Raw genomic sequence first — 16718 nt, 5'->3', positions numbered from 1 at the left:
CATAACGATCTGCAGCAACGTCACCACCGGTGCTTCAGATCTCCTGAGAATGGTGACAATTGATTTGGGGCACCATGCGTTTTTTGCTATCCGCTGTTTTTGCTTTGGTGCTGGTCTTGAGCATGCCCATGCGTGCGATGGCCTCTGACACCGTTAGGGGCGGTCAGATTTTTAATACCAATTGCGCCGCATGCCATGCCGGCGGTGGAAACATTGTGAAAAGTGAGCGCACGTTGCGGCAGGCCGACCTTGAGGCGTTCCTTCCTAACTACTTGACTGGTCATGAGACTGGAATCGTGGCTCAGGTCACCTATGGGCGTAACGCGATGCCTGCATTCCTGGATGTGCTTAGTGAGAATGAAATTGCTGATGTTGCGGCTTACGTTGAAGATCAAGCCAGCCATGGCTGGAGTTAACAGCTTCACCGCTTGATGACACGCTTCGCTACGGGCTGGGCCATCTTTCAAGGCCTCTTAATCGAAGCGCTTCCTTTTTTGCTTTTGGGCGTTTCGATTGCTGGCCTGGCGAGATGGCTTGTCCCCCAGTCCACTTGGATTAAGCGCCTGCCTCGCCATCCACTCTTGGCGCCAGTGGTTGGCGCCTTGCTTGGTTTCGCTTTGCCGGCTTGTGAATGTGGGAACGTTCCTGTCGCGAGACGTTTGCTTGCAAGCGGAGCGCCGTTGGGGACTGGTTTTGGTTTTTTGTTCGCAGCGCCGGTTCTCAATCCGATTGTGTTGGCGAGCACTTGGGCTGCCTTCCCTGATCAGACCTGGTTGCTTTGGGGGCGACCAATCGGTGCTTTTCTGATTGCGATCGCGCTCAGCGCTCTGCTGGGGCTGCTGCCTGAGTCGAGGTTGTTGGCGTCTGCCTTGCTCGAGGAAAGAAGACTGAGTCAACCCCTTTCTCGGGTGGGACTGCTTGAACGTGGCAGTGGACTGGTTGGTGTGGACTTCAATGCTTCTGAACGTCGGCTCGAGGAGGTGCCGCTTCGGCCTGCGGAGCTGCTCCAACACAGCACGCGTGAATTCTTGAGCCTGCTCACCCTGCTCGTGTTTGGCTGTGCCCTTGCCGCTGCGGTGCAAACCTGGTTGCCGCGCAGTTGGCTGCTGGCTTTGGGCTCAGGCCCCACCGTTTCGGTGCTAGCTCTGATGCTCTTGGCACTCGTGGTTTCGGTTTGTTCCAGCGTTGATGCATTTCTTGCGCTTGGCTTTGCCGCCCAGGTCACGCCCGGTGCCTTGTTGGCCTTTCTGCTGCTTGGTCCAGTGGTGGATCTCAAGCTTGCTGGCTTGTTCACTGTGCTTCTTTCAACGCGAGCCATTGCCATCACCGCAGTTGCAGCATCGTTGCTCGTTCTCTTGATCGGGCAATGGGTCAATCTTGTGCTGCTGTAACGCAATGCCACGTCTGAACCGGATTCGACAAGCGCGATACGTACCTCCCCTTGTTTTGCTGCTTTGGGGATGGTTGTTGGTTTGGAGCAGTGTGTCGGCTCGTTTGGATCTACTGCTGAATGCGGTTTTCCATCCGGTGGTTGCGATTGCAGGAGTTGTGCTGATGGTGCTCGGAGCCATACAGCTTCGCTCTGCTCCACGCTTGAAAACTCCTCTAACTCCTTTGAGTTGGTTGGTTTCGGTTGCGGTGGCCTTGTTGGTTTTGCTGTTTCCCCCTGAACCTTCTTTCAGTGATTTGGCTGCGAATCGCAGCGAAACCTTGCCTGAGGCGCCGCGATTGAGTTTTTTCCTTCCGCCTGAACAACGCACGTTGACGGAATGGGTGCGGCTGCTGCGCAGTCAGCCCGATCCCAATTTGCATGCGGGTGATCCTGTGAGAATTAGTGGTTTTGTGCTTCAACGCCCTGGGATGCAGCCCCAGCTCGCCCGTCTCACGGTTCGGTGCTGTCTGGCTGATGCCACCCCTGCTGGCCTCCCCATTGAATGGCCTGCAAACGCGGATCCGAAGCCGGATGAATGGCTGGCTATCGAGGGAACGATGACAACAAAGACCATGGATGGACTGCTAATCAACATGGTGAAGCCCACCACAATTCAATCCATCCCTAGGCCTGAACGGCCTCTGGAACCATGAGCTCTAAGGAGTTTGGCTCATCGAGCGCAAAAATTCGACTTTTAAGCGTCGCATTGATGGGCTTGGGCCTGGTTGCTTTGGTCCAGCAGCAGATTTTGTTGCGTCGTCCGCCGCGTTTGCGATCCGTTGCGATTCAATCCATGCGTTCAGGTGCTGCAGCACTTGAGGTTCGTTTCAGCCGAACGATGAACCGCAAGTCGGTGGCTGAAAACAGTGGTCTGTTCCCCGATCAGCCCCATCAGTGGTTTGGTCAACAGGATCAGTTCCGCTTGCTTCTGGATCCTGGCGCCCTCATTCGTTCGCCTCAGAGGCTTGTTCTTGCTGGTGATGATCAACGGGGGCTTGCTCTGCCTAACCACTCGCTTTGGTGGGACCCTCGTTCCACTCTCGTTGCAGTGGTGGTCGAGGAGGAGGGAGAGCAGTTAAAACTGCGTCGTAAGGATGGCAGTTGGTTGCCGTTGTCGTCTATTGAGCAGCGCATTCTTCAGCTTGAGCCGCTTGGCAATGGAGAGGGCGTTGCCTTCGTGACCGATAACGATCCTTCCAAGCTGGACGTGTTGCTTCGCCAGCTCACCCCACGGGCGATTAGCGATCAAGCGCAACAATTAGCTGAACCGTTGCCTGGTGCCATCCAATCATTGGCATCTGGGTCACTTTTGTTTGCCCACTTAAGTAGCAATCAGCGCGGGGAATTACTCGTGCAAGTTGGTGGTATTGAAGCTGGTAGCGATCGAACCTGGATTCGTTCGGTTAACTCCAAGCGACGGGATCTCAACCTCGAGGTTGCAGGCGCAATTCGTCTTCTTCCTGATGGAAGCGGAATGGTTGTTCCCTCTTACGACGGGCTTGATCTTTTACCAATGAACCCTGATCGAAATAGGAATGCTTCGCAGAGCCTGCCTGGAAGCAGGGAGCTCAAGTCGTTTTGCACTGGCTCTGGTCGCGCGGTGTTGTTAAGGAATTGGCCTGATTATCGACGGTCGATAGAGCTCGTTATTCCAGGACAGCCCCCACGACAGGTTTGGTTGGGAGAGGCGGGAGTGATGGCAACGGCTTGCGATAACCGGGGAGAAAAGATTTGGATTGTTCTGCGTGATGCATCGCCGACTCTTCGAGATGAATTACTGCTTCTGAACAGCTCTGGAACAGTGCTCAAGCGAAGGTCTTTGCCTGGATGGTATTTGGCTTCAGGCGCGATTCTTGATGTTGATCCCGCCACGAATCGTCTTCTTACGGTGATGACAGATGGGGATGGTATGCAACGCCGAGCGGCCCTAATTGATGGCAGCAGCCTTGAGTTTGAACTTCTTAAGCCTCAGGTTGTGTTGGCGCGATGGTTACCAGCAGGTGGCGAATTGGATGAATTCTCCAAGGTCCGTCGATAGGTTGAGCCAACTTGACGTTTCAATTTTTGGAAGAGCCAGTTCTCAGAGCAAGGGATGTGAATGTTCAATATGGCGATAACGTTGTGTTGGAAAACGTCTCGCTGTCGCTGCAATCAGGGACATTGACAGCTCTAGTTGGTGCAAATGGAGCCGGTAAATCCACTCTGTTGCATGTGCTTAAAGGGCAATTACGTCCGTCAAGTGGCTCGGTTTACTGCGATGGGGATCCGATCGAAACTTGCCGTGAACGGGTGGTGTTGATGCCTCAGCGCAGTCGGATTGATTGGTCGTTCCCAATCAGTGTTCGTGATCTCGTGGATCTTGGCGCCATGAACGGTCAAGCCTTTGGGTGCTGCGATCGGGAGGCTGCGATGCAACGGGTTGGGCTGGCAGACCTTGGAAACCGACGCCTTGATGCACTCTCAGGTGGGCAGCAGCAACGCGCTTTGCTGGCCCGCGCTTTGGTACAACCCTCTCGCATGCTTCTTCTCGATGAACCCTGTGCTGCGATTGATCCGCCCTCTCGTGATCAGTTGTTAGTCCTGATGCGCCAATTGGCTGATGCTGGTCATACCTTGCTGGTGAGTAGTCATGACTGGGGTGAGGCGCTCGATTCCTATGACCGCGTGATCGTGGTTGATCGGCGTGTTCTTGCTGATGGCCCTCCTGCAGAGGTGAGGAGCTCTCTTAAAGGTTTGGTTAATCCGGGGAATCATCACTGTGGATGAGATCGTTTTTTGGTTGTTGCCTCTGTTGATGGCACTTTTGGTGGGAATTTTGTGTCCTGTCATGGGAACTCTGTTAGTGACCCAGCGCCGGGTGCTTCAGGCCAACCTCATTTCCCATGCCGTTCTTCCAGGACTGGCGGTATCCGTTGCGTTTGGTTTTGACCCAGCAGTGGGGGGCGTCATCAGCGGCATTCTTGGTTCCCTGCTGGCGGAACGATTGCAGCGCAGCTCGAAGCTGAATGAGGAAGCTGTGATCAATACCGTGCTTGCCGGTTTTCTTGGGCTCGGCGTTTTGCTGATCCCTTTGCTGGGTTTGCGCCTGGATCTTGAAGCCTTGCTGTTTGGTGATTTGCTCACGGTGGGTTGGCTTGATGTAGGCCGGGTGTTATTGGCTTGCCTGGCTGTGGCCTTGCTTCTTGGCACTCGCTATAGGCAGCTTGTCTATTTGGGTGTTGATCCAGAGGGTGCAGCGGCGGCGGGGCTGCCGGTGCGAGGTCTACGGCTTGCCATGTCTGCGGTTACGGCTGCGGTGATTGTCAGTGCAATGGCAGCAGTGGGAGTGATTCTGGTGATTGGCTTGCTATGCGCACCGGTTCTTCCAGGGCTACGCCGGGTAAAAAGTCTTCGTGCCGCAATGGTTCAGGCAGCTGTTGTGGGTTTGGCCCTGAGTGGCGGTGGTTTCCTTTTGGCCTTGCCTCTCAATCTCCCCCCAGGTCCTTTGATTGGTGTGGCTTGCGTTGTGTTGCTTTGCCCATTGGCAAGAAGAAGTACCTAGCCATTTTCATGAGAATGATTATCGTTTCTAGAAGTTCTCCTCTCGCAAGTGCCCCTGATCGCTTCTTTACCGTTTGCAAGTGTCTTGCTGGCGGCAGCTAATACGGCAACTCCCACCGTGGTGGCTGCCGACGGGATTCTTTGCGATCTCACGCGCACTTTGGTTGAAAATCAAGCAAAAGTGATCTGTTTGATCAAGCCGGGCACAGATCCGCACTCCATGGCATTGCGCCCAGCTGATCGCCAAAATCTTGCGAAAGCAAAAATTGTGCTCTTGAACGGGTACAACCTCACGCCGGCGTTAAACAAGATCAGAATTCCAGGCACCGTTGTAAAGGTTGGAAATATTGCTGTCCCCAACAACCCCGCAAAAGATCCCCACATCTGGCATGACCCAGCCAATGTGATTGCAATGGCCAACACCGTTGCATCGAGATTGAAACCCTTGTTTGATGCCAACGGTGATGCTCAAATTGACCAGCGCCGCGCGAAGGCTGATCGCGTTCTTGCTTCTCTTGGCGTTTGGATCGGTCAACAAGTTGCCACCGTTCCAGAAAAGCAGCGTGTGCTTGTGACCGGTCACCGCACTTACGATTTTTTGGCTAAGCGTTACGGCGTTCGTGAACTTCCCGTTCTGGATGATTACACCACGGGGGGAACATTGCGTCCTTCGAGCTTGTCTGCAATCAGCAAGTCGATCAAAGCTTCTGGAAGTAAGGCCATTTTCCCCGAGTCACTTCCTCCTTCTAAAACGATGCGACGGATTAGTCGGAGTAGCGGGGTTCCGATTGCCAAGCAAGTACCTTTTGGTGATGGGCAAGCACCAGGGAAGAGCTTGGTGCAAACGGCAACGAGCAATGTTTGCATTTTTGTAAATGCTCAAGGAGGGAAATGTGATCAGAAGGGAGCGTCTCAACTTCAGCAGCGTTGGGCAGCTATTTAGTCATTCTTTTTATCTTCTTTTTTAACTATTTCTTATTGTGATGAATTTAATCTTGCGTCGAGTCCTTCAAGGTGGTGCTGTTGCTGGACTCTTATTAGGAGGCGATCTTGCCTTTCATCCTGTTCGAGCTCATGGAGCACACGGAGGAGGTGGTGAGGAGCTCAAACCAGGAGAATTCACTGCCCGGCCAGTGGTCACGATTGAAGGCCATGGCGGCTTCGAAACCAATCTGGAGGGGCGTCCAGAGCACTACGCCATTGATGGCCAGTTCGGTGCTGTTTTGGAATGGGGCTTACCCAATAAGGGAAGTTTCGCGATCGAAGCACAGATCGGTCCCTCCCTGGTGTGGGGGGAAGCAGAGCATTTTTATGGTCGCGTGCATGTTGAGGAGGGAGGTCATGACGGCTATGGCGATGAACACGGCGATGATCATGGGGATCACGCTGAAGATCATGGTGATCATGAGGAGGGTCATGGCGATTCCCATGCTGGACATGAAGGTCACGGCCATGGATCAGGAGCACCGTTCCGTCGTACAGATATCAAGGGCTTTATGCAGGCCCGTTATCAACCGAATGATCGCCTTGAATTGTCATTGTCTTGGTGGCCTTATTACGTCACCGGTAATGAGGGTGAAGACAGTGTTGGTCTGAAAAATGAGGTGGGAGCCAAGCTCGTTTATGCCTTTGGAGATGGCGATCTCAACTTTGCCCTTGGAGATGGACTTGAATCCGTTCTAGATGGTGTGTTTGTGTCTGTTGAAAATCGAAGCGGTTGGGAGACCGACGGCCTTTTTATTGGAAATTACACGGATACCTGGCTTGGATTCGGCTTTTTTGTTGACCAGCTCAATGTGACCCTTACTGCTGGGCCTCGTTTTTACTCACCTGGTGATTACTCAGGTCTTCCCCAGAGGACAGATTGGGGCGGCGAGATTGGGATGGAATATCCACTTGCAGACAGTGTGGTGTTATTTGCCCATTGGAAGCCTATCTACAGCACCGCAGGTGGAGAAGGCTGGGGTAAGGGCTGGAGTCATCATGTGGGAACTGGTGTGAGTTTTAGCTTTTAAGGGGATGACTGGCTATAGAGAGCACCAAGGATTCTCTATAGCCAGATGACAATCGACGAAGAATCACGGCGTCATGCCATCAGCCGTCTTAGCCGCAAGAGGGCCTATCGCCATCAAGTGATCAATTACCTCTGGGTAAATGGTCTCTTGATTGTGGTGTGGGCTTTCTCTGGGTTTGGTTTTTTTTGGCCGATCTATCCACTTATCGGTTGGGGGGGCGCTCTTTTGATTCAAGGATGGAAAATCACCCATCCTCATCGACACTCCTTTAGTGAAGAGGAGATCAAGAGAGAGATCGAGCAGAGCTGAAATGAAAAAGTCTTAAGTGCGTGTCTCCTAGATCCGCACTTTTCCTACTTCCGCTTGGATCGGCTCGCTTCCAGTTCCTACAAGAATGGGTAAACGCGTGAAGATTTCAACTCGGATTCCAATTCTTGCAACCACGATGAGGGCACGACTAACAAAAAAGATGGAAAGAACGATTGCTAAAGGCCATCTCCAGCTTTCTAGAAAGTAAAAAAAATCGCTCATCAGCTGATGTGATTGTATCTTCTTTCTAGTGATAGCAATGTTTTCAGTGGAAGAAACGCTTCATTGGATTTTTTGATCAAGGCTTTGCACTTTGCTAGATGATTTAAAAGCTTTCAACGATGTACACGAAACCAGCTTCGATCTATAAAGATTCAAAACAAGCTGGGATTAAAGCGTTTCGGGGTTGAGTCGGCTTGGTCGGTAGGAAATCAAAAATTTCTGTACATTGCCGCTCGTTCGTTTTACGGCTGTAATCAGATCCTCACCTGTGTTCCAAACCCAGAGCTGATCCTCATAGTGGTCTTCTTTGATCGATGTGCTGATTGGCTTGCCGTGCCGAGCACTCAAACCGGCAAGGACCTCGGTCATGTCATCCATGCTGAATTCGTAGGCCAGTGATGCAAGCCCTCCCTGCTCGTTCATGTCCAACGTGAGCTGGGAGACAGGCAATTGATCGAGATGGATGTTACGAGCGATCAAGCGTTGATGGTTCAAGTCTTCTTGTCTGACCGCACCATTGAGGTGGTCGTTGATCTCTGATTGGGGCATACCCCAGGCCAATCCCTCCACACAAGCGTTAGCTGTTGAAGGACTCATGAGGAAGTAGGCCACCAGTACAAAGGCGAAAAGTGCAGACAGCACATTTCGAATCATGGCTCAGTGGATCAAACGTTCCGTACCAGTCTGTTCGGTTTTTGGCTCGACTTTACAAAGCAAAAATGAAGCTCTACTCGGCTTGCATTGAAAAAGCTGTTATTTGAGAAAAATCCAACGGTCTTTTCGTCTTGTCATGTGTCACATCAGTTCAATCGCTTTAGTAGCCCTTCTTAGCCTCATGATGCCTTCATTCGCTATTGCTGCAGATGTTGGTCATGGAGGGCAGTTGTTTTCTGCTAGTTGCGCTGCATGGCACATGGGCGGTGGCAATGTGTTTGGATAGGAGCTTTGAAAGAATAATATCTATAGCTTTTGATTTTGGATGAGATTGATTCAATATTCTTTGAATGTCATTATGATTGGAGGCTTCTACTGTGTGATAACAGCTTTAAGTGTCTAAGAGTTGACCACTTGCTTGATTGGCTGTGTGTGATTACAATACAAGAAAAGTGCTTGAATCTGAATGAAATACGGACGTTACGTTGTAACGTAAGCTATTTTATTAATATTTTTTGTTTGCTCGGTATTGTAAATCTGTCTTGCATTTGTTGGCGCGCGGGGGATTCAATTCCTCTGATTGTTGTTGGAACTGCATAATAATTCGCTCTCTCGTTGTGTTTGAGATTTGGGAGCTGCCCTATGCCAGTGCATCTTGCTTGTAGCTTCTTGCGGGGTGGAACTATCCAGCTTATTGACATACCAGTATTTTACCAAGATCATGTCTGAATTGCATTTTACAAGGATAATATTGTTGTCTGCATTTTGATAGGAAAACTCTTTACCTCCCAGTTTTCGAATTTTCTTGATTGAGATTTTGCTGAGTTCTTCTGATAATCCTATGTTAATTTGATCTCCCTTTTGTTCATCGTCTGCAGATACAGGGTTGAGTACCGTTAATCCTGCCAGCAGTGCGATAACGAGGGCCTGATTTTTATGGTTGAAAATCTGCATCCCATGGCTGTCTCTTTGTAAATTCTACAGATGATTGATTCCATACTCTTGGAATTGGTCTTGTCCTTGAGTCAGAATTCGTTTCAGCATTTGAAGGCCGGTCAAACTTATCTGTTAAAACATGCATTCAGAGGCATTGGATCAATGGCTCTGAATCTGAATTGACTTTTTGATCCATTACTGGTTCCTGTCTTCACTGATCCATCTATTTTGAGCGCACTGCTCAATGGATCTAGCCTTTGCTCAAGTTTCCTATCATCTGGCCTGCCTTGTAATGGCTGAGAACCATTGGCCTCACTGGTTTTTTGCTCGGATAGGATCCATTGCGTTAACTCTTTCACGAAGGAATAATAAGAATTCGTCACAATCTTTTTTTCGTCGTATTGTCATGGAATCTCTAGGCATAAAAATTATGGCAGAAATTCAAAGGCGAATTCGTTTTAATACCATCAGCATGAGCGTACTGATGATCACAATTGCTGTAGGAGTGATGACAGCCATGTGGATGTATGCCGATTCAATCGTTTGATTTTTTAAAACAAACTGCCAGGGCATACTTGTGTTGCTAGTGGATTTTATTTGGAATCTTTATGTAAACAATTGCTCTTTATTCTCTCAACTTTGTGATGTTTGATTGATGAAGAATTAATCTTTGCATCTCAATTTTTGGATCTGAGTGTATTGAGACTGGATTTGTGCTTTTGGTTGCTGTTGAGCAATTCGATGGCTCGTTGGCGTGAGCACTTCTGTTGTTCTCAATTTGATAGAGCCTTAACAGCAGTCGTTTTAAGCGATATTTTGTATGCATGACTATTTCAGAAGACAGCGTTAAACGATTGGTGGAGCAGTTTTCTCAACCACTGACTGTGATAGCTGCTGATGTGAGAGAGCGTCTGGTATGGGATTTCAACCTTCCAGTTGCTGTTATCGATGCTCGACTTGAGCCACCCGTGTTGATGCAATCGTCAGTTGGAAGTTTGGGAAATGTTTTGCGTGTTTCAACTAAAATTGATCATCCTTTAATCCGTCAATTGTTTGATATTTACCCAGACCGTGGGCCTGATGCTGCTATTGATGAGATGCTCAATGGTCAGCATGGAAATGAGTTCGCAGATGTCTTTGCGGACTATCAAGAAGAAAAAAAAGCGGGGACCTTGATGTGGGGTGCTAACGATCTAGCTAGTTTTGTTGTTAAATCTCGTACATGCTTCGAGGATGATGAGTTAGCGATTGCAGCCGTCTTTCCTGCAGATTTGGGCGATAATGGTCATGCACTTGCGACGTTTGGTATTCCATGGAGATATTTTACTCCTCTTTGACTATTCTTTGTGCTCCTATAACTCGTCTTTGGGTTGATTTATTCATTGAACAGATAGCTTCCCCTCTTGATATTTATGGTCTTGTTTGAGCTTTACATCTGCTTGCACTTTTTGTAGTAATTTTAGGAGTATTGTGAAGCTTATTAGGTTTTGCCTTGCTTGATAGGTATAACTTAAATCTCTGATTCGTTCCTAATAAATAAAGTTAGCTTGATTGAATGGCGATCACAATGAGCAGTGTGCCAAGTCCAATAGCCCACCAAATCCATTGCCGATTGACTTGACGCATTGAATTTTGATTGGTTCGCGTGGTTTGTCCCTGCCCAACTGCTGCACCGCAGTTCATGCAGACCAAGCGTCCACCAAGGGAGCGATCAGCTCTGATGGAGGTTGATCCACAGCGCGGGCAGCTTCTGATGGACATTGACAGGTTTCTCCTGAAATTATTATCCCTGATGGGTATGACTTGAACTTTGTAATTATACTATTTAGAATCCCTGATTTGCTGATTAACAGAACGGTTGGTTGTTGATTGTCTTGATCATTTATTCCTGATCTTGTGGTCGTTTACTACGTTCATTGATCTTGGCTTTAGAGATTTAATGTTCTTTGATCGTTTGTTGCATGCTTTTTGCTTTTGCTAGAGCTAGTTTCAATGCTTCGGTTACAAATGCTTCTCAAGGACCCAACGGTGTCATAGCCTCATTTGATGAGACCCACTCAGCCATGAATTTTTCAGCAAAAATTGATGCCTTGCAGCTGATGCTGACGGATCTAAGAACGCGAAACGAGCCGATTCGTCATAAAGCAGCTTTCCGTGGTTGTCAGCCTGAATTTCAGGCGCTTGTTACGAAGTTGATTCATCAACTAGAAACTGAGCTACTTCATGAGAAGCAGCAGTTTAGAGAGAAGTAAAAATCGTTTTTGTTAGATTGCTTTTGAGAATGGTTGTGCTCATTTGAGTGTGAGCAATTCGCCGGAACGTTGTAGTTTTTCAAGGCTATCGAAGCCGCCAATCGTTGTTCCATCAATAAAGACTTGTGGAAAGGTATTCATCCCACTACGTTGCTGACACTGTTGGAAGGTGACGTCATTGTCAACAGTGATGACCAGGTGAGGAATGTTATAAGCCTCTAAGAGCCTGAGTGCACTAGCGCACCATGGACATCCAGGAAGGACCGCAATCTCTAAGCGTGTTTTGGTTCTGCTTCGCGCTGCTTGACCTTGTTTGAGAATTCCCAGAAGAAGATCCGCCCCTTTCAGTATCAGTGAGCCTTTTTCTAGATGGCCTCCCCAAACCTGACATGCGCCATCTGAAAGACTTAAGTGGAGATGAACTCCGTCTGCATCAAAGGTTCCATTTAAGGTGATGATTTCTAGCTCACCCTCTAAAACTGTTGGTTGATCGCGTCCTGGACATTGAAATGATGCTTTTGACAAATTTCCCACGACTCCTAATAGGAATCCGCTGATCTGCTTCTCTTGGGCTACCTCTGAAAGCGATAGCAGTAGGTCTTGTTCTGGCTCAAGATGAAGCGTCAGCGTATCCATTCGTCGAATTGGTCTTCCCTTTATTAGGTAAGAGACTAACCGGAGCTGGATCCCCTGCTAAGATACGTCTTAGTAACGGTACCGTAACTTAACCGTGTCTTTTCTTGAAAGTCTTTTGCATGAGCTGCAGGACCAGCTCGTTCCTGTAGATGCTTCGATTAGTGCTGGCCAAGTGGCCGAGGCTGCCACGTCGGAGCGTCTTAATGTGACACTTCCCGCTGGCATTATGAGTCGGCTTAAGCAGCAAGCACTTCAGGAAGGTAGGAGTTGTAGTAGCTTGGCAACATTTCTAATTGAAGATGGGTTGCGACGCCACACTGTGATTCAATAAATATCCTCTTAATCCAATAATTTTGTTTTAATTCTTTCTGTGACTCCGTTCCGTTCCATATCAAGTAGCTCAATATTTAATTGGTTTCTTAATGGACTTCCCATCGGTAGTACGAATCCATAGGTTTGTATCGCTAATGGAAAGTTTGCAAGTTTTAGCTTGCTCTTTTTGTTTTGTTTGAGATAGTGTCGAAGCGGAGCTTCGTCAAAAATAATGCCTTCTACTTTTCCTTGATTAAGGATTTTGATTGCTCCGTTTAAGTCTTTGGTGAGGAAGGCGTTGATTTCATATAGTTTTCCCCACCTTAGGCTCGTTGTTCCTTCTACAACGGCTATTTCTTTACCCCTTAAATCGGCTTTTTCGCGAATAGCTGAAGGTGCTATTTCAGCGAGGGATAATGTAAACGCCGATGCAAGCCCTGCGGTGATTGACGAGACTGCTACGAGTGAGATCACCATCCAAATGCCAGCGATGATGCGGCCACTTCGTGATAGTGGTGCTCGATCACCGTAACCAACGGTTGTGAGTGTAACGAGCCCAAACCACATTCCATTTCCTACGCCATGAAAATAGTGGCGAGGAAATTGTTCGGTGTTTTTGCGTCGCTCAGCCAACCAAATGAGATTGCCAAAAATAAACAGAAGTGTGATCAGTATGCCCACTGATGATAAAGCAGCCCAACCAATGAATGGGCGAAGCCGCGTTATCAGTCCAGGTGGTTTCTGAGGGATCAGTAAACCTTCGTATCCGTGATAATAAGGTTGCGTAAAATCTATTTTCGGATTGGCTAGGCGGGTTGGCGTAATGCTGATTGGACCGATGGCTAGATCAACGCTGCCATCAGCGACAGCTTCTACATTTGCATTGGTGTTCGGCTGAACAACAAATTTGTAAGGCTGCTCGAGACGCTCTGCGACGTCCTTCCAAATCTCGACACTGATCCCACTCAGCACACCGTCCTCTTCGATCACAAATGGTGGTGACCCACTGACCCCAATCTGCAACTCCTTTGCGACTTCTTTTGCGAGTGTCTGAATCGGCAGTGAAATCAGAACGATTCCAGTGAGTACAAGCGTACGTATCATGACGATCCCCGCTTGATTAGCCCTTTTCCAGCCGGCGAATAATGAAACCCATAGCCATCAGCGATCCAAGGAGTGCAAGTAGCAATGCCAGGGTCATCATTCCAATGCGTCTTACGTCAAAGACTCTCATCACGACTGTCTGGAAGGAACTCTCGAAGCAACGTATGTGTGATAACGGCAATCAAACGGTTGCTTTGTCCTTTAGGGGTCTGATGACGTCTGGTTGTTGTTGGAGGAGCACCTTTTGAGTTTAGAGTTGATCCCTTCAACGAGTGCTGATCCTCAGGGCACTGGCTATGGCCTGACCTGGACTTGGGGGCAGGAGCGACTCGAATTTCTCCCGGAGAAAGCTCTCTGGCGTCCTAAAGGCCGTGAACTCCTGATTGCCGATCTGCATTTGGGCAAAGCCGAGGTGTTTCAAGCCCATGGAATCCCTCTGCCGAGTGATGGGGATCGCGGCACGTTGAATCCATTGTTGGAGCTTTGCGCGCGCGTTCAGCCCGAGACTCTCATCATTCTTGGTGATCTGGTTCATGGTCCCCTTGGTTTGACCGAGACCCTTCGCGAGACCCTGGAGGCACTTCCTGAGCTTGCGGGTTGCCCCATCACCCTGGTGGGTGGCAATCATGATCGTCACTGCCGCACGTTGGGTCTGCCCCAGCAGCCGAGTTATCGACTCGGACAACTTTGGCTCAGTCATGAACCTGAGCATGCAGCGGATTCTTCATCCGATCTTTCCTGCCAACAAGCTCATTTGCTTAACGTTTGCGGCCATATTCACCCGGTTGCGAGCCTCAGCTCTGGTAGTGATCGCCTTCGTCTTCCCTGTTTTGCTTACGACGCTATGGAGGAAAGATTGTTGATTCCAGCCTTTGGTGAGTTGACGGGAGGGCATGAATGCGGTCAGCTTTACCGCAAATGGTTGGTGGCTGAGGGCACCATTGTTCCTTGGCAGAACCCCGAATCCCGCGTTCGAAAAAAAAGGCTGGTCCTGTGATTCGAAATCGGACTTCAGCTTCTGCTGCAGATATCCCGGCTCAAAAGAAGAGACTTAAGCCCAAGCCCGTCCCCCAGCGTTCCAGCCTCTGGCGCAACCGTTGGCTGATTGTGGTGATCCCGATAACGGTCTTCATGGGTTTGATTGCGCTTGCGCCTAGAACTCCCGAAAAAGGGGAGATTTCGACAGAGCCCAAGCCAATCGATACGGCCAATTCTGTGGCAGGGCCTTTTTCCTACCAGCCCGACGATGAGGTCTACGCCCTCGATTTTGACCCCCGTGATGTGCGGCTAGGCCTCCTTGAAGGTTGGGATCGCGAGCAGGATGCCTTTGAGGACACTGCCGCTCTCGCCTACGTCTCTGGACCGATGTACGAGCGGCATATTGATGAGTTTGGACAGGAAATTACTGTTCCACTCGGTGATTTGAAACTTGGCAACAGAGTTTGGCGCGGACGCAATCGAACGGCTTCAAGACAACGCGCCTTCATTGGCATCCTCAAGGATGGAACCGTTGATTTCGGATATGGAGAATTAACCCCCGATCGTGCCAAGGCCTACGACATGTTTGTTGGGGGTCTGCACAGCATCTACAACGACCTGGAGGAGCCACCTGAGAGCTACAAGGGGGCTTACAGCATCAGCATGGGCCAACGGATTCGTTATTACTTGCCACGCATTCGCATGGTTTACGGCTTGAAGGCTGACGGGCGCATCGAAATGTTGATGAGCAAAGACGGCCTCACTCTCGAGCAAACAAAGGATCTGGCACGTCGGCGGGGTCTTGTTGCTGCCTACATGCCAGATCACGCCTCGAAGAGTCGTCTCATCATTCCTGGAGTGAAAGGTTTCACAGAAGAAGATGCCAACTGGATTAGTGGTGGCGTCACCAGCTTTGTGCATGTTCCTTACTTACTCCGATTGAGTGAGCGTCGTGTCCGACTGGAAGGAGGGTTGATCGCTGATTTGACCAGACGCATCGAGACCAGCCAGCGCTGCGAAGGTGCGTCGGACTGTGCTTTCTTCTATGGGGGGCAACTCATGGATCGTGCTTTGGCTGGTTTGAACCGTGTGATGGAGCAGGGTGTTGAGCCGATTGCGCGCATGATCTGGGCACCTAAGCCCTCAGTACGCCTCGATCACAACCAGACCACACCTGTCACCGAAATCGTTCCGACGAGGCAACCCCTGCGGGAACCACCGATTACCGCGGACCCACTCGTGCTCCGAGAACGGTCCGACGTTGAGAGCGGTCAGGACGACCTGTCCAACTCAGATGCTGAGACTCAGCCATGGGATTTCGCTTTACCTCCGGATCTACCACCACCCGTTTTGCTTCAGGAGGATCAGATCCTTCCAGAGGATCCTGAAGCCTGGCCTGAGCCCATCCCTCCAACCCCTGGACTGAACGAAGAGGAATCGCTGTCGTTAGCTGAGGACGAGAAGAGCATCATCTATGGAGCACCACCTCCGCCGGTGCTCCCTCCTCCACCTTTGCCCTGATCGTTCTGTTGATGCGCTTCAACGGGTGAACAATCCATTGCAATCACCTTTGGGGGGATTGCTGAAACACACATTGTCTGGAGACCAATAGCCCACAGCAGGAAATTTCAGGCCTTTGCGGCGGGCTTCAGCGTTCACCGCATCAGCACCACGGGCTGTAATCAGCACATGGCCAGGGGCTTCAACCTGATCTAAAAACTTTTGCTCCGGCATCTCTTGCCTCGATGAGCCTTGAGCTGAAAGGGGGGCGGCGATGCAGGCTGAAATCGCAACCAGAAGGAGTGGATTTAAACGCATGGCTTGATGGAGTGGTTATTTGGATGTCACAACGACGGGTGTCCCGACGTCGACTTGATTGAACAGGTTGATCACATCTTTGTTGAGCATGCGAATGCAGCCAAGGCTGACAGCAGCTCTCAGATTGACCCAGTTGGGCCAGGCTGTTCCGTGAATGGCGTATTCACCAGTCCCAAGCTGGAAGTAAGCCATGTATCGCACTCCAACAGGATTCTTGGGACCTGGCGCGATGACCTTCCCTTTCTTGTGATAGATCGGCGCATTTTCCATGCGGGTGATTGCGTAGTTCCCCGCGGGCGTCGGTGATTCAGGAGCTCCTATCGCAACGGGAAAGCGAGCGACAACAACCCCGGAATCCAGCAGCTTCAAATAGCGATCCTTCAAGCTGATTTCGATCGTCTTCTCAGCGCGGGCTGGTAGCTGAGTTGCTGAAGCAACAACAGCGACACCAATGCAAAGCGCCACCTGGCGCATCCATGAACTTGACATGCGCCGCACGCAAACTGTGCG

Annotated in this window: 21 protein-coding genes; 15 read left to right on the top strand and 6 right to left on the bottom strand. The window is 50.0% G+C overall.

Annotated features, from left to right (window positions below; translation table 11 throughout):
* The first annotated feature begins 74 nt into the window (after positions 1–74).
* Genes SynSYN20_RS09035 through SynSYN20_RS08995 form a run of 9 tightly spaced genes read left to right on the top strand, consistent with a single transcriptional unit; the run spans position 75 to position 7296 of the window.
* On the top strand, positions 75–416 hold the full coding sequence (locus SynSYN20_RS09035; protein ID WP_186523141.1) for a c-type cytochrome: 342 nt from the start codon (positions 75–77) through the stop codon (positions 414–416).
* A 15-nt stretch (positions 417–431) separates the two neighbouring features.
* The gene (locus tag SynSYN20_RS09030) at positions 432–1391 is read left to right on the top strand and encodes a permease (RefSeq protein WP_186523140.1); all 960 of its coding nucleotides are present in this window, start codon (positions 432–434) and stop codon (positions 1389–1391) included.
* Between the two features lie 4 nt (positions 1392–1395).
* Positions 1396–2085 carry a TIGR03943 family protein gene (locus tag SynSYN20_RS09025; RefSeq protein WP_186523139.1) on the top strand — a complete coding sequence of 230 codons (690 nt, stop codon included), beginning with the start codon at positions 1396–1398 and terminating at the stop codon, positions 2083–2085.
* Positions 2082–3470: a hypothetical protein gene (locus SynSYN20_RS09020; protein ID WP_186523138.1), complete on the top strand. Its 1389-nt coding sequence runs from the start codon at positions 2082–2084 to the stop codon at positions 3468–3470. Before SynSYN20_RS09025 ends, SynSYN20_RS09020 begins: the two co-directional genes overlap by 4 nt.
* 11 nt (positions 3471–3481) lie before the next feature.
* A complete protein-coding gene (locus SynSYN20_RS09015) occupies positions 3482–4198 on the top strand; it encodes a metal ABC transporter ATP-binding protein (protein ID WP_255444992.1) in 717 nt (238 codons plus the stop codon).
* Complete coding sequence (locus tag SynSYN20_RS09010) at positions 4191–4973, top strand: metal ABC transporter permease (RefSeq protein WP_186523136.1); 783 nt, start codon at positions 4191–4193, stop codon at positions 4971–4973. The genes SynSYN20_RS09015 and SynSYN20_RS09010 overlap by 8 nt, the downstream gene beginning before the upstream one ends.
* Positions 4974–5021: 48 nt before the next feature.
* The gene (locus tag SynSYN20_RS09005) at positions 5022–5915 is read left to right on the top strand and encodes a metal ABC transporter substrate-binding protein (RefSeq protein ID WP_186523134.1); all 894 of its coding nucleotides are present in this window, start codon (positions 5022–5024) and stop codon (positions 5913–5915) included.
* A 40-nt stretch (positions 5916–5955) separates the two neighbouring features.
* Positions 5956–6987 (top strand): hypothetical protein, encoded by a 1032-nt coding sequence (locus SynSYN20_RS09000; RefSeq protein WP_186523132.1) that lies wholly within the window; start codon positions 5956–5958, stop codon positions 6985–6987.
* Positions 6988–7032: 45 nt separating this feature from the next.
* Complete coding sequence (locus tag SynSYN20_RS08995; RefSeq protein WP_186523128.1) at positions 7033–7296, top strand: 2TM domain-containing protein; 264 nt, start codon at positions 7033–7035, stop codon at positions 7294–7296.
* A 390-nt stretch (positions 7297–7686) separates the two neighbouring features.
* On the opposite strand, the gene SynSYN20_RS08990 is transcribed toward SynSYN20_RS08995, so the two are convergent.
* Positions 7687–8160 (bottom strand): hypothetical protein, encoded by a 474-nt coding sequence (locus SynSYN20_RS08990; RefSeq protein ID WP_255476220.1) that lies wholly within the window; start codon positions 8158–8160, stop codon positions 7687–7689.
* A 579-nt stretch (positions 8161–8739) separates the two neighbouring features.
* Complete coding sequence (locus tag SynSYN20_RS08985; RefSeq protein ID WP_186523126.1) at positions 8740–9126, bottom strand: hypothetical protein; 387 nt, start codon at positions 9124–9126, stop codon at positions 8740–8742.
* A gap of 226 nt (positions 9127–9352) precedes the next feature.
* On the opposite strand from SynSYN20_RS08985, the gene SynSYN20_RS08980 reads away from it, so the two are divergent.
* The 3 genes from SynSYN20_RS08980 (at position 9353) to SynSYN20_RS08965 (ending at position 11360) form a co-directional block, all read left to right on the top strand.
* Positions 9353–9655 (top strand): hypothetical protein, encoded by a 303-nt coding sequence (locus SynSYN20_RS08980; protein ID WP_186525726.1) that lies wholly within the window; start codon positions 9353–9355, stop codon positions 9653–9655.
* A gap of 277 nt (positions 9656–9932) precedes the next feature.
* Complete coding sequence (locus SynSYN20_RS08975) at positions 9933–10445, top strand: hypothetical protein (protein WP_186523124.1); 513 nt, start codon at positions 9933–9935, stop codon at positions 10443–10445.
* 726 nt (positions 10446–11171) lie between these two features.
* Positions 11172–11360: a hypothetical protein gene (locus SynSYN20_RS08965; protein WP_186519590.1), complete on the top strand. Its 189-nt coding sequence runs from the start codon at positions 11172–11174 to the stop codon at positions 11358–11360.
* Between the two features lie 39 nt (positions 11361–11399).
* Here the strand turns inward: SynSYN20_RS08965 and SynSYN20_RS08960 are convergent, their stop codons facing one another.
* A complete protein-coding gene (locus SynSYN20_RS08960) occupies positions 11400–11996 on the bottom strand; it encodes a PCC domain-containing protein (protein WP_186523123.1) in 597 nt (198 codons plus the stop codon).
* A 94-nt stretch (positions 11997–12090) separates the two neighbouring features.
* Between SynSYN20_RS08960 and SynSYN20_RS08955 the strand changes: the two genes are divergently transcribed.
* A complete protein-coding gene (locus SynSYN20_RS08955) occupies positions 12091–12327 on the top strand; it encodes a CopG family transcriptional regulator (RefSeq protein ID WP_186523117.1) in 237 nt (78 codons plus the stop codon).
* 8 nt (positions 12328–12335) lie between these two features.
* Here SynSYN20_RS08955 and SynSYN20_RS08950 read toward each other — a convergent pair whose 3' ends face one another.
* Complete coding sequence (locus tag SynSYN20_RS08950; protein WP_186523116.1) at positions 12336–13412, bottom strand: transporter substrate-binding domain-containing protein; 1077 nt, start codon at positions 13410–13412, stop codon at positions 12336–12338.
* A gap of 256 nt (positions 13413–13668) precedes the next feature.
* Between SynSYN20_RS08950 and pdeM the strand changes: the two genes are divergently transcribed.
* Together pdeM and SynSYN20_RS08940 are read left to right on the top strand one after the other, a co-directional pair.
* The gene (gene pdeM, locus SynSYN20_RS08945) at positions 13669–14409 is read left to right on the top strand and encodes a ligase-associated DNA damage response endonuclease PdeM (protein ID WP_370586669.1); all 741 of its coding nucleotides are present in this window, start codon (positions 13669–13671) and stop codon (positions 14407–14409) included.
* On the top strand, positions 14406–15911 hold the full coding sequence (locus SynSYN20_RS08940; RefSeq protein WP_370586668.1) for a hypothetical protein: 1506 nt from the start codon (positions 14406–14408) through the stop codon (positions 15909–15911). The genes pdeM and SynSYN20_RS08940 overlap by 4 nt, the downstream gene beginning before the upstream one ends.
* Positions 15912–15929: 18 nt before the next feature.
* Here the strand turns inward: SynSYN20_RS08940 and SynSYN20_RS08935 are convergent, their stop codons facing one another.
* Together SynSYN20_RS08935 and SynSYN20_RS08930 are read right to left on the bottom strand one after the other, a co-directional pair.
* The gene (locus tag SynSYN20_RS08935) at positions 15930–16208 is read right to left on the bottom strand and encodes a hypothetical protein (protein WP_186523114.1); all 279 of its coding nucleotides are present in this window, start codon (positions 16206–16208) and stop codon (positions 15930–15932) included.
* Between the two features lie 15 nt (positions 16209–16223).
* Positions 16224–16682 (bottom strand): L,D-transpeptidase, encoded by a 459-nt coding sequence (locus SynSYN20_RS08930; RefSeq protein ID WP_370586731.1) that lies wholly within the window; start codon positions 16680–16682, stop codon positions 16224–16226.
* Positions 16683–16718 lie beyond the last annotated feature (36 nt).

It is taken from the genome of Synechococcus sp. SYN20 (assembly GCF_014279555.1).
Taxonomy (GTDB): Bacteria; Cyanobacteriota; Cyanobacteriia; order PCC-6307; family Cyanobiaceae; genus Synechococcus_C.
The sequence above is the reverse complement of the archived record's forward strand: the minus strand, read 5'-3'. Positions and strand labels throughout refer to the sequence as shown.

What these genes read in the sequence shown, in the direction of transcription:
- SynSYN20_RS09035 (WP_186523141.1), top strand. Translation starts at nt 75, where the DNA reads ATGCGTTTTTTGCTATCCGCTGTTTTTGCTTTGGTGCTGGTCTTGAGC.
- SynSYN20_RS09030 (WP_186523140.1), top strand. Translation starts at nt 432, where the DNA reads ATGACACGCTTCGCTACGGGCTGGGCCATCTTTCAAGGCCTCTTAATC.
- SynSYN20_RS09025 (WP_186523139.1), top strand. Translation starts at nt 1,396, where the DNA reads ATGCCACGTCTGAACCGGATTCGACAAGCGCGATACGTACCTCCCCTT.
- SynSYN20_RS09020 (WP_186523138.1), top strand. Translation starts at nt 2,082, where the DNA reads ATGAGCTCTAAGGAGTTTGGCTCATCGAGCGCAAAAATTCGACTTTTA.
- SynSYN20_RS09000 (WP_186523132.1), top strand. Translation starts at nt 5,956, where the DNA reads ATGAATTTAATCTTGCGTCGAGTCCTTCAAGGTGGTGCTGTTGCTGGA.
- SynSYN20_RS08995 (WP_186523128.1), top strand. Translation starts at nt 7,033, where the DNA reads ATGACAATCGACGAAGAATCACGGCGTCATGCCATCAGCCGTCTTAGC.
- SynSYN20_RS08985 (WP_186523126.1), bottom strand. Translation starts at nt 9,126, where the DNA reads ATGCAGATTTTCAACCATAAAAATCAGGCCCTCGTTATCGCACTGCTG.
- SynSYN20_RS08980 (WP_186525726.1), top strand. Translation starts at nt 9,353, where the DNA reads ATGGATCTAGCCTTTGCTCAAGTTTCCTATCATCTGGCCTGCCTTGTA.
- SynSYN20_RS08975 (WP_186523124.1), top strand. Translation starts at nt 9,933, where the DNA reads ATGACTATTTCAGAAGACAGCGTTAAACGATTGGTGGAGCAGTTTTCT.
- SynSYN20_RS08965 (WP_186519590.1), top strand. Translation starts at nt 11,172, where the DNA reads ATGAATTTTTCAGCAAAAATTGATGCCTTGCAGCTGATGCTGACGGAT.
- SynSYN20_RS08960 (WP_186523123.1), bottom strand. Translation starts at nt 11,996, where the DNA reads ATGGATACGCTGACGCTTCATCTTGAGCCAGAACAAGACCTACTGCTA.
- SynSYN20_RS08950 (WP_186523116.1), bottom strand. Translation starts at nt 13,412, where the DNA reads ATGATACGTACGCTTGTACTCACTGGAATCGTTCTGATTTCACTGCCG.
- SynSYN20_RS08935 (WP_186523114.1), bottom strand. Translation starts at nt 16,208, where the DNA reads ATGCGTTTAAATCCACTCCTTCTGGTTGCGATTTCAGCCTGCATCGCC.
- SynSYN20_RS08930 (WP_370586731.1), bottom strand. Translation starts at nt 16,682, where the DNA reads ATGCGCCAGGTGGCGCTTTGCATTGGTGTCGCTGTTGTTGCTTCAGCA.